The sequence below is a fragment of the Brachybacterium vulturis genome, from assembly GCF_043641765.1.
GTDB lineage: Bacteria > Actinomycetota > Actinomycetes > Actinomycetales > Dermabacteraceae > Brachybacterium > Brachybacterium vulturis_A.
Window position 1 is genome coordinate 105161 of sequence record NZ_JBHZRO010000003.1, and the last position, 13013, is coordinate 118173.

Below are 13013 nucleotides of genomic sequence, written 5' to 3' on the forward strand. Positions count from 1 at the left end.
CATGGCAGAGCACATTCACAGCCCGCTCGACGACCCCTCGCCGGGCAGGGGTCCGCTGCTGCGCAACCCTTTCCGCGGCGACGCCTTCGGGCGCGCCGCCGAGGGCTTCGCGCGGATGATGGGCACCCCGGCCTTCCTGGTCGGGATGACCCTGTTCTGCGCGGTCTGGCTGACCTGGAACTCGCTGGCCCCGGAGTCCGCGCAGTTCGATCCGCGCGCCCTGAACTTCACCCTGCTGACGCTGATCCTCTCCCTGCAGGCCTCCTACGCCGCGCCCCTGCTGCTGCTGGCGCAGAACCGTCAGGACGACCGTGACCGCGTGCAGGTCGAGCAGGATCGCCAATCCAACGAGCGCAACCACGCCACCACCGATTTCATCACCCGGGAGATCGCCTCCCTGCGGCTGGCCCTGAACGATGTCGCCACCCGTGACTTCGTGCGCAGCGAACTGCGCGATCTGGTCGAGGAGCTCGAGGAGCCGCCGACCCGGGACGTCGAGACCCTGCGCGCCCTCCTGCGCGAGGAGGTCGAGGCGGCGCTGGACCGCCGCACGACCGATGCCACCACCCCGTCGTCGAAGGAGCAGAACAGCCAGTGAACACGCAGTCCGTCCCCGAACCGAGCACATCCGGGCGGAACGAGTCAGCGCCGGCCGAGGCCGGGCAGAGCCCACCCGGGCCCACCACCGGCGACGAGCGCGTCGCCCGGATCCACGAGGCGCTGAGCGGGGTGATCGACCCTGAGATCCACCGCCCCATCACCGAGCTCGGCATGGTCGGCTCGGTGACGGTCGACGCCGAGGACACCGCCCATGTCGAGGTGCTCCTGACCATCGAGGGCTGCCCCATGCGGGACCGCATCGAACGCGAGACCGCGGAGGCGACCGCGACCGTCCCCGGCCTGTCCCGGGTCGAGGTGTCCACCAGCGCGATGACCGAGGAGCAGCGTCGTGAGCTCACGAACCGCCTGCGCCAGGGCCGCCGTCAGATCCCCTTCAACCAGCCCGGCTCGCTGACGCGCATCTTCGCGATCTCCTCCGGCAAGGGCGGGGTCGGCAAGTCCACCGTGACCGCGAACCTCGCCGCGGCGATGGCGGCCGACGGGCTGCGCGTGGGCGTGATCGACGCGGACATCCACGGGTTCTCGATGCCGGGCATGTTCGGGATCACCGACCAGCCCACGAAGGTCTCGGACCTGCTGATGCCGCCGGCGGCGCACGGCGTGGCCGTGATGAGCATCGGCATGTTCGTCCCCGAGGGGCAGGCGGTGGTGTGGCGCGGGCCCAAGATGCATCGCGCGATCGAGCAGTTCGCCTCGGACGTGTTCTGGGGCGATCTGGACGTGCTGCTGCTGGATCTGCCGCCCGGCACCGGCGATGTCGCGATCTCGGTGGCCCAGCTGCTGCCGGGCGCGCAGATGGTCGTGGTCACCACGCCGCAGCAGTCCGCCTCCGGGGTGGCCGAACGGGTCGGGTCACTGTCCACCTCGACCGAGCAGGAGGTCGCCGGGGTGGTCGAGAACATGGCCGGGCTGACCCTGCCGGACGGCACCGTGATGGACGTCTTCGGCACCGGCGGCGGGGACCGGGTGGCGCAGACGCTGGCACGGGCCGTCGGCCACGACGTGCCGGTGCTGGGCCGGATCGGGCTGGACCCCGCACTGCGCGAGGGTTCGGATCAGGGCGTGCCGCTGGTGGTCTCGGACCCCGACTCCCCCACCTCGCTGGCGCTCCAGGGGGTCGCCCGCGCGCTGGTGCACAAGCCGCGCGGGCTCGGCGGGATGAAGCTGCCGCTGACCGTCGCGCGGTCCTGACCGGAGCGAGCCTGCGGGGGTCGGCTCAGGTGGCCTCGTCGTCGAAGGGCGCGCGCTTGGGGCCCTTGTCCTTCGCGGACTGCTTCCCGGACTTCCCGGACTTCGCGGCAGCCCCGGCCGCCGCCCCACCGGCGGCGATGTTCAGCGAGTCCTTGCTGGGGATCAGCTCTTCGAGGTCGGTGTCGCCCCAGGCCTCACGGATGATGCGCCGCGGGTCGTACTGACGCGGGTCGTACTTGCGGAGGTCCTCGATGGCGATGCCCATCTCGTCCTCGACCGTGGAGCGGGAGTCGTCGACCCAGCGGCGCGCCTGCCGCACCCACTGCACCAGCTGCCGGGTGAGGTCGGGGAGCCGTTGCGGCCCCACGATCACCAGGAACACGACGAGCAGGATCACGATCTCCCAGCCGCCGAGGCCCATGAATCCGGTGCCGCCCATTGTCCACCTTGCACGTCTCGAGATCTGCTGATGCGTCGCCATTATTGCATCGCGGGCCCGCGGGGGCTCACAGGGGCGGCGGCTGTCGTAGGATCGGCCAGATCGCACTGTGAACGGAGAGGATGCGCTGATGTCGTCGGGAAAAGTGGCCAGCTGGGCCCACGGTGAGGAATTCGTCGACGAGACGACGCTCTTCTCCGACGACGGGGTGCTGGCCCGCGCCAGGGACCGCGGCAACGAGCTCGGCGCCACCCCGGTGCTGCCGGGGGCCGGTGCGCTGATGCGGGTGCTGGCGGCCTCGGTGCAGGCGCGCTCCGCCGTCGAGATCGGCACCGGCAGCGGAGTCGGCTCCCTCTACCTGCTCTCGGGCATGCACCCGGACGGGGTGCTGACCACCATCGACCTCGAGGTCGAGAATCAGCGCGCCGCCCGGGAGGCCTTCGCCGAGGCCGCGATCCGGTCCCCGAGGGTGCGCACCATCGCCGGTCGGCCCCGCGATGTCGTCGGTCGTCTCACCGATCACGCCTACGACCTGGTGAGCTTTCCCGCCCACACCCCGCATGCCCTGGATCTGCTCGAGCATGCGCGGCGCCTGCTGCGGCCCGGCGGGGTGCTGATCATCCCCCACGCCCTGTTCCACGACCGGGTCGCGGACCCCACCGCACGGGACGCCACCACCCAGGCCGTGCGCGCGCTGCTGAAGGCCGTCACGGAGTCCGAGGACCTGGTCTCGGTGCTCACCGGCAGCGGCGACGGCGTGCTCGCGGCCGTGCTGCGTCCCTGACGAGTGCACCGCTGAGAGGAGGACAGCCCCGCACCGGAGGGTGCGGGGCTGTCCTCTGGGCTGGTATCGGCTACTTGACGACACCCTCGAGGGCGTCTCGCAGCTCCACGGCTTCCGATGCGGCGATCTCGACGACCAGACGGCCGCCCCCTTCGAGCGGAACCCGCATGATGATGCTGCGACCCTCCTCCACGACCTCGAGCGGACCGTCACCGGTGCGCGGCTTCATAGCAGCCATCGTGCCTCCTTGATGTGTCACTGCCCTTGCGTGGCACCCCCGGACGGGGCCTCGGACAATGCGCGTACGGTGGCTATTATCTCAGGTCTCGCGACCGGCGCGCACGTCGAGCTCTGCGGGGCCTGTCCGGGAGGTCGATCCCGCCTCCGATCCGCCCTGTCGCCACCCCCACCATCAGCGCTCCGACCAGCAGCGCGACCAGCAGCAGGAGGATCACGACCGGTCCCACGGCGCTCATGTCCGGCTCGAGGTCCCCACCGCGAGGGGGGTCTTCCGAGCATGCTCCCGCAGCACGTCGAGCGCCTCTCGCGGGGTGTCGACCACTCGGATCAGGTCGATGTCCGCGGGGTTCGCCATCCCGCCGTCGACGACCGTGGTGCGCAGCCAGTCCAGCAGCCCCTGCCAGTAGTCGCGGCCCACCAGCACCACCGGGAACATGTCGATCCTGTGGGTCTGCATCAGGCACAGCGCCTCGAACAGCTCATCGAGGGTGCCGAAGCCACCGGGCATGACCACGAAGCCGCTGGAGTACTTCACGAACATCGTCTTGCGGACGAAGAAGTACCGGAAATCGACCCCCAGGTCGACGTAGTCGTTCAGACCCTGCTCATGGGGCAGCTCGATGCCGAGTCCGACGGAGACCCCACCGGCCTCCTGGGCGCCACGATTGCCGGCCTCCATGATCCCGGGCCCACCGCCGGTGATGACCGCGTACCCCAGCTCCACGACGCCCTTGGCGATCTCCACCGCGCAGCCGTAGAAGGGGCTGTCCTCGGACAGCCGGGCCGAGCCGAAGATCGAGATCGCCGACCCGAGCTCGGCGAGCGCACCGAAGCCCTCGATGAACTCGGACTGGATGCGCAGCACCCGCCACGGGTCCGCGTGGACCCAGTCCGTCTCGCCGTCCTCCTCCAGCAGGCGCTGGTCGGTGGTGCGGTGGGGTCTCTGGGAGCCGCGCAGCGTGATCGGGCCCTTGCGGTGGCGGTCTCGTTCCTCAGGCGTCATGGACCGAGCGTAACGCTCAGGCGCCGCGGCGGACGCCCCGCAGCAGCATCACCAGCAGCCCGAGCACCGCCCACACGGCGCCGACGGAGAGGGCGAGCGGGCTCGCAGCGACCAGCACCACCAGGAGGACGGCGGCGCCGAGCACCGGGATCGCCAGATGCCGCACCGGCCGGACCGCCCCGCCGCGACGGCGTACCACGAAGTAGCCGATCACCGAGGCGTGCACCAGCACGAAGCCCACGATCGCACCGACGTCCACCGTCGAGGAGACGATCGCGAGGCCGTCCGCGCGGGTCGCGGCCCAGCCGGCGATCAGCACGTTGCCCACCGCGGCGACGAGCACCCCCACCACCGGGGCGCCGGTGCGGGCGGAGACCCGGGAGAACGCCGACGGCAGGGCGCCGGAGCGACCCATGTCCCACAGGATGCGGCTGGCCGCCGCCTGTCCCACCAGCGCCGCGAAGATCGCGCCGATCCCCTTGGCCAGGGCGAGCAGCCAGTACAGCCCCGGGGAGATCGAGGCCTCGACCATCGTGTAGTAGGCCTCCCCCTGCAGGGAGGGGTCGGCCTGCAGCTCCTGGCTGTCCAGCGGGGACAGCAGCGCCCCGATGTAGGACTGCACCACGAACAGCACGCCGGCGATGACCAGGCAGATCACGGTGGCGCGGCCCACGGTCCGGGATCCGCCGCGAGTCTCCTCGGCGAAGGTCGCCAGGGCGTCGAAGCCCAGGTAGGACAGGACGGCGATGCTCGCCGCGCTGAGCACCAGGGCCGGGTCCAACCCTGCCTCCCCGCCGGTCAGCGGATCGAGCCATCCCCGGACGGGGCCGGCCGTCGCGAGGACGACGACCCCGGCGACCAGCACCATCAGCAGCACCACCACCTCGATGACCACCACCACGGTCGAGACCCATGCGGTGACCCGGACCCCGGCAAGGTTCAGACCGGTCGACAGCAGCACCGCGGCGACCACGAACCCCCAGACCGGAAGCTGCGGGAACAGCGAGTGCAGCGCGATCCCGCTGAAGAGGTAGGCGACCGAGGGGATGAGCAAGTAGTCCAGCAGCATCATCCAACCGCCCATGTGCCCGGTGCGGCGCCCGATGCCCTCAGAGGCGTAGGCGAACACGCTGCCGGCGCGGGGCACTGCGGCGGACATCAGCGCGTAGCTGGAGGCGGTCAGCGCCATCACGGCCGTGGCCACCAGGTAGACCACCGGCACCACGCCGCCCGAGACGGCGTCGAGCGTCCCCCAGATGCCGACAGCGGCGGCCGGGCCGATGAACACCAGTCCGTAGGCCAGCAGCTGCGGCAGGCCGATGCTGCGCCTCAGCTGGTCGGTCACGCGCGCACCCCCAGCCAGCGACGCAGGCTCGTCAGCGCGGTGCGGAGATCCTCCAGCGGCACGTGCTCGTCGTCGGTGTGGGCGAGCAGCGGATCGCCGGGGCCGAAGTTCACCGCCGGGGTCCCCAGGGCGGCGAAGCGGGCCACATCGGTCCATCCCTGCTTGGCCCCGATGCTCACATCCTCACCGAGGGCGGTCAGGAAAGCGCGGGCCGGGCCGGCGTCGAGCCCGGGCAGTGCGCCGCCGGCGGCGTCGACCACCGCGATCTCCAGCTCGAGCCCTGCCAGGACCTCGCGCACGTGCGCCTCGGCCGCGGCGACGGAGGTGTCGGGCGCGAAGCGGTAGTTCAGCAGGGCGGTGGCTCGGTCGGGGATGACGTTGCCGGCGATGCCCCCGTCGATCATGACCACGTTGAGGCATTCGCGGTACTCGAGCCCGTCGATCACGGCGCGACGGGCCTGGTAGGCGGCGAGGCGCTCCAGCACCGGGGCGAGATGGTGGATCGCGTTGTCCCCCACCCAGTCGCGGGCGGAGTGGGCGGCGACCCCGTGAGCGGTGACCTCGAGCTTCATGGTGCCCTTGCAGCCTCCCTCGACACCGGCGGAGGTGGGTTCGCCGAGGATCGCGAAATCCGCCTCGAGGTGCTCGGGGTGCTCGGCGGAGATCCGGGTGAGGGCGTTGTCCGCTGCGGCGACCTCTTCATGGTCATAGAAGATCCAGGTGAGGTCCACGGGCGCGGCGGCAGCCTCGACGGCGAGCTTGAGGAACACCGCGAGACCGCCCTTCATGTCGCAGGTGCCGCGGCCCACCAGCTCCTCGCGCCCGTCCCGGACCCGGCGGGTGGAGGGGAGGTTGTCCGCGAGCGGGACGGTGTCCAGGTGCCCGGCCAGCAGCACCCGCTGGGGGAGACCGCGATCGGTGCGCGCGATGACGGTGTCCCCATCACGGACCACGTGGAGGTGGCCGGCGTGTTCACGCAGCGCGTGCTCGACCGCGTCGGCGAGTGCCTGCTCGTTCCCGGAGACGGAGTCGATGTCGACGATCGCGGCGGTGAGATCGACGATGTCGGCACGGGGGTCGAGGACGGGTGGTGCCAGGTTGCTCATGGTCGTCATCGTGCCATGTCACCCTCGAGCGCACCGCCGGCCCGGGCCAGCCGCAGCGCGACCGCCTCGGCGTGCCGCAGCAGCTGCGCTCCGGTGCCCGGCTCGGCGCTGATCGAGGAGCCCGGCTGCGCCGTGCTCACCGGCACGCCGACCAGCAGCCGCCGCTCGTAGACGGTGCCGTCGGCCCCGACCGGCGCGTACAGGCCGTCCACCGCGATGGAGCCGGTGAGCATCCGCCGCCTCGTGCCGCGGGAGGCCCAGGAGTCCTTCTGCACCTCGCCGCGCTCGCGCCAGGCACCCAGCAGGGCGCTGCGATAGGCGGGCAGGTCCACCGGCGGCAGATGCGCCTCGAGCACCCCGTCGCACAGGGTGCTCCGCTCCTCCGCACCGTGGACGGTGAAGCGGCCGGTCTCGTCATCGATGGTCAGGTGCATCCGGGGTCCCGTGAACTCCAGCAGCCCCGCCTCCGCCAGCGCGAGCACCTGGCGGGCGCGCACCACCGGCGGGCCCGAGGCCCAGGAGGCGAAGGCGTTGCGCAGGTGACCGTCGATGTCCTGCCGGACGGACTCGGTGGTGTAGGCGCCGAGGTCGGTGAGGCGGTTCACCTGGATCCGCAGCGCGATCAGCACCCGGTAGATCAGCACCCAGGCCGGATCGGGCTCGGATGCGGCCCGCAGCGCCTCGCGCAGCACGTCACGGGTGCTCCGCGGCGGCACCGGGCTCTCGCCGCCGCGGCGGCCGAAGGGGAACAGCAGCGGGAGCAGGATCCGGTCGTCCGCGAGCTCGGGGAAGCCGCCGTCCCGCAGCGCCCGGCGCAGCTCGGCGAACATCAGCGGCATCACGTCGCGCTCGTGGTCCACCCCCGCGGCGCGGACCGCGAGCTCGAGCACCCGCTCCCCCGTGAGCACCGCGGGGAGATAGGGCTCGGGCATCCGGTCGCCGAGATCGGGTTTGGGCCGGTAGACCATGCCGGAGCGGGAGCCGACCACCAGGCGCGGCTCCCCGCCACCGGGCAGGTAGCGCAGGCCGGAGGGGGCGGAGGCGTCGGGTTCGAAGCGGCCGCCGGCGACCTCGGTGAGCATGCCGATCGCGTCGTAGAAGTTCAGGCCCATGCCCTGGACCGCGACGGCCTCGCGCCCCAGCAGGGAGGCGTAGTCCACCTCGAGCGGGTTCGCGGGCCCGATGTGGACCAGAGAGTGGCGCTCGGCGGCGTCGGCGAGCTGCTGCGAGCGGGGTCCGAGCGCGGTGGGCAGGTGTCCGAGCGCGAGGGCGACCGCGTCGGCGCGCAGCACCCGCCCGTCGCTCAGTCGCACGCGCTGCGGACCGTCGGCCTCTCCGGTGACGTCGACCGCCTCGGCGGCGTGCTCGACGATCCGCAGCCGGGACGGATCCGCATCGCTGCGTGCTGTCTCGAGCACGTGGGCGAGGTAGCGGCCGTGCGCGGCGCGGGAGGCGAAGTCGGTGGGAGCGAGGCCCTCCCCTGCCAGATGGTCGGCGAGGGTGTCCGTTCGCGGCGCGGGCAGCAGCGCATGACAGGACTCGTCGGGGTACATCGTGGTCTGGCAGGTGGTGGTGTTCATCAGCAGCGCCTCGGACTGGTCGTGCCGCCAGACGGCACCGCCCCGGCCCACCAGGGGGTCGATCAGGTGCACGGTGAGGCCGCCCCGCCAGTTCGGACCGTTCGAGGCCGCCACCAGGCGTTCGATGATCGCCGTGCCCCGCGGCCCCGCCCCGACGACGGCGACGGTGCGGAGGGGGTCGGCGGCTGCGATCATCGCTCCAGTATGGCGCGCCGGTCGCCTGCGGCCGTCCGCGATCGCGCCGCCGCGTCCGCGCCGCCCCCACCGATCTGGGACGATGACACCATGTCGACTCCCGCCCCGTCGCCCAGACATCTCCCGCCCAGCGGCCCCTCGACACCCCCGGGACTGTTCGGCGGGCGCCAGGCGGCGAAGCTGCGCGCGATCGTGAGCGCGGACCTGCTGCCCGAGGAGCGCGCCTCGGCAGATGCGCTGGTGATGACGGCCTGGCTCACGGCGGCGCAGCGCGCGCAGTACGCCCCGTCGCTCCGCTCCGGTCCGAGCACCGAGGAGTTCGCCCAGCGCCTCGCGGACGAACGCCGGGTGGTGCTCGAGGAGGGGGCCGATCAGGTCCCCGACGAGCTGGAGTCCGCGGCACAGGCGGAGCGGCAGGCACGGCAGCTCCCGCTGCGGCTGGTCGAGGCCGGGCTGCTGCTGGTGGCGTTCACGCTCCTCGCGGTCACGATCATCCAGAGCATCCGCTCCGAGGCGGCCGAGATCGCCGAGCGCTTCCCGGAGCAGGGACCGACTCTGCTGGCGGTCGCTCTCGTGGCCGGGCTGCTCGCGGCGCTGGTGGGCGCGGTGGCGACCCGGCGACGGGACCGTCTCCTGCTGGACTGGGCGGTCTCCCGGCCCGGGCAGCTCGGCCGGGGCCTGCCGCTGCACCGCCCGCTGCAGGGCGAGTCGGCGGGTCCCGCCGTCGCCCGCTCCCTCGGCCCCGCACTGCTGGTGGGCGCCGGGGTGCTCGCGATCGTGGCGGGCGCGGCACTGCTGCTGATCTCTCCGATGCTGGGGGACGTGGGTGGGGTCTCGCACTGGGCGCCGTGGCTGCTCGGCGGGGGCGCCGCCGCTCTGGTGGTAGCGGTGCTCCTCATCTACGTGCGCTCCCGACGGCTCCGGAAGATCGTGCGCCGGTCCCGGGCCGCGGAATGGATCGGACCGATGCCGCAGGCGGAAGCACCGTCCGCGGTGTGAGCGGCCACCTCTCCCCTCCGTGCTCGCTCGCTGCGGGTCTCATCCCCCGTCAGCGATCCCCTGCTGGCGGGCGAAGCTCTCCCACTGCGCGGCGACCGGCACCCGGCGCAGGTCCGGACCGAGCACGGCCGCCAGCGCCCCGAGCGCGGTGATGGCCGCGAACAGCAGCAGCGTGGGCAGCGGGCCGGCCAGCTCGAGCCCCCAGCCGGCGAGCACCGGTGCCAGCGGCACCAGGCCCATCGAGACCAGGCCCATGAGCGCGGTGATCCGGCCCTGCATCGCCACCGGGGTGAGGTGCATGAAGAAGCCCTGGGTCGCCGCGTTCAGCGGTGCCAGGCCGAGACCCATCACGGCATAGGCGGCCCCGATCCCGAGCATCCCGGGAGCGACCGGGAGGAAGGCGCCGACGGCGACCATCAGCACGATCGGCACGATCGTGAGCGCCCCGGTGTGGACCCGGTCCACCAGGCGCGGCACAGCGATCGCCCCCAGCAGGATCGATGCCGCCAGGGCGGTGTTCAGCAGCCCGATCCGCTCTGCCGCGACGCCCGCGGAGGCCAGGTCCAGCAGCACCGTGAGGATCAGACCGTTCACGCCGAGGTTCACCGCGACCGCCACTGCCAGCAGCTGGCGGCGGATGCGCTGCGAGAGCGTCCAGGCGACCGCGTCGCGCAGATCATCGCGCACCCGGGAGCGCGGGGCGCCCTGGGGACGCGGCGGATAGCTGCCGCGCATGGCGAGGGTGGCGAGGACGGAGCCGAGCTCGCCCAGCAGCTGCGCGAGCGGCGGGCAGAGGAGCGAGATCCCCAGCAGCGCCCCGCCGAGCGGACCGGAGCCCATCTCGACCGCGGCCTCCCGGCCCTCGTTCACGGCGAAGGCCCGGGGCAGCAGTGCCGGTGGCACGATCTGCTTGAGCATCGCGTTCGACGCGCTGCCGAAGAGGGTCGCCCGCAGCCGGTCGGCGAAGACGAGGGCGGCGAGAGTCCCAAGGCTCCCCCACCCCGCCGCGAGCACCGCGATGAGCACCGCCTGCACCAGCATCCCCGTCATCCCCGCGAGCAGTCGCAGCCGACGACGCCCGCAGCGGTCGGCGAGCAGCCCGCCCGGGATCAACCCGGCCAGCGTGCCCAGGCCCTGCGCCAGACCGACCATCCCGGTCGCCCCGAGCGAGTCGGTGACCATCAGCGTGATCAGGGGAACGGCGAACATCCCGATCCCGGTGCCGAGATCGAGGCAGAGGTCGCCCACCAGCCAGCGGCGGTACTCGGGATTCGCGCGCAGCGTCTGGGCAGCGGCGGGAGCAGTGGCGGTCATGAGGGAGACAGTACTCACGCAACAGATCTTGCGCAATAGTTGTTGCGCACATAATGGTGCGCACGAGATCGCGCGCACGGAGCCGTGCGGAGCGCGGTCTCTTCCGTAGACTGCGGGGATGAGCAGCGGAGCACCCAGCGACAGGGACGGCACGGGACCGGCAGAGGATCCCGCATCGCCCGAGTACGCGAGCCGGGACCAGCTGCGGGCGATGGCCCATCCCCTGCGCCTGGACATCGTGGAGCGGGTGGGGCGGCGGGGCACGGCCCGTGCGGCCGATGTCGCCGCGGACCTGGGGATCCCCGCGAACTCGGTGAGCTACCACCTGCGGATCCTGGCGCGCGGCGGAGTCATCGAGGAGGCACCGGAGGCCGCCCGCGACCGTCGTGACCGGGTGTGGCGGCTGGCCCAGACCTCGTTCCATCTCGAGCGCCGCGGCACCGGTGCCCTCAACGATCCCGATGCCGCCGATGCGGACTACCGCAGCGCCTCCGGCGCCGCCGCCCTGGCCACCTTCGAGTGGATGCGCTCCGCCTGGAGCGCCGAGGTCGCCCGCTCCCAGGATCCGGACACCGATCCGGAGGGCGGTCTGGGTGTTCTGTACGGCACCACGCTGCGCCTGTCGACGGAGCAGATGGGCGAGCTGAATCAGCTGTTCAGTACCAAGCTCCAGGAGTACAGCCGGCTGAATCGGGACGAGCACGGCGCCGACCTGCCCGGGGATCCCGACTCCGACGGCGCGGCCCTCACCTTCCGTGCGCTCTGGGTGAGCGTCGGCGAACAGGCGCCTGAGCGGACGGCCGGCACGTCGGTCGAGGATCCCGACGCTCAGCGCTCGGAGGACGACTCCTCGTCCTCCTCGACCGCGAGCCCCTCCTGACGGGCGTAGACCTCCCACCGCGGCGCGGTGGGGATCCGGCGCAGGTCGGGGCCCAGCATCCCCACCAGGGCGCCGAGCGCCAGCACGGCGGCGAAGAAGAGCATGGTCGGCATGATGCCCAGGAGATCCAGTCCCCAGCCGGCGACCGCCGGCGCCAGGGGCATCAGCGCCGAGGAGACCACCCGCATCAGCGAGCTGACCCGCCCCTGCATCGACACGGGCGTGATGTGGGTGAAGAAGCCCTGGCTGGAGGCATTGATGGCCGGTATCCCGATCCCCAGCACCACATAGGCCACGCCGATCCAGACCATGCCGGGGGCGAGGCCGAGGAACACCCCGACCAGTGCCATCAGCACCACGGGAGCGATCGCGAGCGTCCCCGTCGGCACCGTGTCCACCAGGCGCGGCGCGAGGGCCGCGCCGAGCAGGATCGCTGCGGCCAGCACCGTGTTCAGCAGGCCGATCCGGGTGGCCGGGACCCCGTCCGAGGCGAGGTTCAGCAGCACCGCGAAGATCAGGCCATTGGCCCCGAGGTTCACCGCGGACGCGATCGCGAGGATCTGCAGGCGCAGCGGCTGGGAGACCATCCAGCCGAGCGCCTCGCGCAGGTCCTCCCGCACCCTCGTGCGCTCGGCCCCGGCGACCCGCGGATGGTATCGGCGCCGCATGCTGAGGGTCGCGACGACCGAGCCGAGGTTGCCCAGCAGCTGGGCCAGCGGCGGGAACACGATCGACAGGCCCAGCAGCGCGCCGCCGGCGGGGCCCGCGGCCATCTCCACCGCGGCCTGACGGCCCTGGTTGACCGAGACCGCCCGGGGCAGCTGCGTGGTGGGCACGAGCTGCTTGAGCATGGCGTTGGAGGCGCTGCCCAGCAGCGTCCCGCGGAACCTGTCGGCGAACGCCAGGGCGGCCAGCACCACGGCCCCGGCCACCCCGGTCAGCAGCACGATGACCAGCATCGCCTGCACGGCGGCACCGATCAGCCCGGCCAGCAGCCGCAGACGCCGCCGTTCGACACGGTCCGCCAGCAGCCCGCCCGGGAGCAGACCGACCAGCGCGCCGAGGCCCTGGACCAGCGCGACCAGTCCCGTCGTGCCGAGATCCTCGGTGACCATGAAGGTCACCAGGGGAAAGGCGAAGGCCCCGATCCCGGTGCCCGCATCCAGCAGGAGATCGCCGACCAGCCACCGCAGGTACTCGGGATTGCGGTGCAGCGGGGGCGGGGCCTCGTGTGCCGCCATCAGCGCCGGCCGCCGGGCACTGCTGTGCGGTTCGCCCCGAGCGGGGCGTCGCACATGACCTGGCACCCCGGAAGT

The 13013-nt window shown here is 72.5% G+C and carries 13 protein-coding genes; 5 read left to right on the forward strand and 8 right to left on the reverse strand.

Annotation, left to right across the window (positions count from 1 at the left end; all coding sequences use genetic code 11):
• Position 1 precedes the first annotated feature (1 nt).
• Together ACHUEU_RS03210 and ACHUEU_RS03215 are read left to right on the forward strand one after the other, a co-directional pair.
• Positions 2-598, forward strand: coding sequence for a DUF1003 domain-containing protein (locus ACHUEU_RS03210; protein WP_394214448.1), 597 nt, complete (start codon positions 2-4; stop codon positions 596-598).
• A 110-nt stretch (positions 599-708) separates the two neighbouring features.
• Positions 709-1812: a P-loop NTPase gene (locus ACHUEU_RS03215; RefSeq protein ID WP_394214587.1), complete on the forward strand. Its 1104-nt coding sequence runs from the start codon at positions 709-711 to the stop codon at positions 1810-1812.
• A gap of 25 nt (positions 1813-1837) precedes the next feature.
• On the opposite strand, the gene ACHUEU_RS03220 is transcribed toward ACHUEU_RS03215, so the two are convergent.
• Positions 1838-2251, reverse strand: a complete 414-nt coding sequence (locus ACHUEU_RS03220) for a twin-arginine translocase TatA/TatE family subunit (protein WP_394214449.1) — start codon at positions 2249-2251, stop codon at positions 1838-1840.
• Positions 2252-2381: 130 nt separating this feature from the next.
• Here ACHUEU_RS03220 and ACHUEU_RS03225 point away from each other — a divergent pair, with 130 nt between their 5' ends.
• Positions 2382-3035 (forward strand): O-methyltransferase, encoded by a 654-nt coding sequence (locus ACHUEU_RS03225; RefSeq protein ID WP_096803593.1) that lies wholly within the window; start codon positions 2382-2384, stop codon positions 3033-3035.
• Positions 3036-3105: 70 nt separating this feature from the next.
• Here the strand turns inward: ACHUEU_RS03225 and ACHUEU_RS03230 are convergent, their stop codons facing one another.
• From ACHUEU_RS03230 to ACHUEU_RS03250, 5 genes are all read right to left on the reverse strand, one after another.
• Complete coding sequence (locus ACHUEU_RS03230) at positions 3106-3273, reverse strand: DUF3117 domain-containing protein (protein ID WP_394214450.1); 168 nt, start codon at positions 3271-3273, stop codon at positions 3106-3108.
• A 234-nt stretch (positions 3274-3507) separates the two neighbouring features.
• On the reverse strand, positions 3508-4278 hold the full coding sequence (locus ACHUEU_RS03235) for an LOG family protein (protein WP_394214451.1): 771 nt from the start codon (positions 4276-4278) through the stop codon (positions 3508-3510).
• Between the two features lie 16 nt (positions 4279-4294).
• A complete protein-coding gene (locus ACHUEU_RS03240; protein ID WP_394214452.1) occupies positions 4295-5623 on the reverse strand; it encodes an APC family permease in 1329 nt (442 codons plus the stop codon).
• Complete coding sequence (dapE, locus tag ACHUEU_RS03245) at positions 5620-6738, reverse strand: succinyl-diaminopimelate desuccinylase (RefSeq protein ID WP_394214453.1); 1119 nt, start codon at positions 6736-6738, stop codon at positions 5620-5622. The genes ACHUEU_RS03240 and dapE overlap by 4 nt, the downstream gene beginning before the upstream one ends.
• Positions 6735-8504 carry an FAD/NAD(P)-binding protein gene (locus ACHUEU_RS03250; protein ID WP_394214454.1) on the reverse strand — a complete coding sequence of 590 codons (1770 nt, stop codon included), beginning with the start codon at positions 8502-8504 and terminating at the stop codon, positions 6735-6737. Before ACHUEU_RS03250 ends, dapE begins: the two co-directional genes overlap by 4 nt.
• A 90-nt stretch (positions 8505-8594) precedes the next feature.
• Between ACHUEU_RS03250 and ACHUEU_RS03255 the strand changes: the two genes are divergently transcribed.
• Positions 8595-9503 carry a hypothetical protein gene (locus ACHUEU_RS03255; RefSeq protein WP_394214456.1) on the forward strand — a complete coding sequence of 303 codons (909 nt, stop codon included), beginning with the start codon at positions 8595-8597 and terminating at the stop codon, positions 9501-9503.
• A gap of 39 nt (positions 9504-9542) precedes the next feature.
• Here the strand turns inward: ACHUEU_RS03255 and ACHUEU_RS03260 are convergent, their stop codons facing one another.
• Positions 9543-10817 (reverse strand): MFS transporter, encoded by a 1275-nt coding sequence (locus ACHUEU_RS03260; protein ID WP_394214457.1) that lies wholly within the window; start codon positions 10815-10817, stop codon positions 9543-9545.
• 118 nt (positions 10818-10935) lie between these two features.
• Between ACHUEU_RS03260 and ACHUEU_RS03265 the strand changes: the two genes are divergently transcribed.
• Positions 10936-11697, forward strand: a complete 762-nt coding sequence (locus ACHUEU_RS03265; protein WP_394214458.1) for a winged helix-turn-helix domain-containing protein — start codon at positions 10936-10938, stop codon at positions 11695-11697.
• Here the strand turns inward: ACHUEU_RS03265 and ACHUEU_RS03270 are convergent.
• Complete coding sequence (locus tag ACHUEU_RS03270; protein WP_394214459.1) at positions 11646-12938, reverse strand: MFS transporter; 1293 nt, start codon at positions 12936-12938, stop codon at positions 11646-11648. The two genes, ACHUEU_RS03265 and ACHUEU_RS03270, sit on opposite strands and share 52 nt — an antisense overlap.
• Positions 12939-13013: the final 75 nt, after the last annotated feature.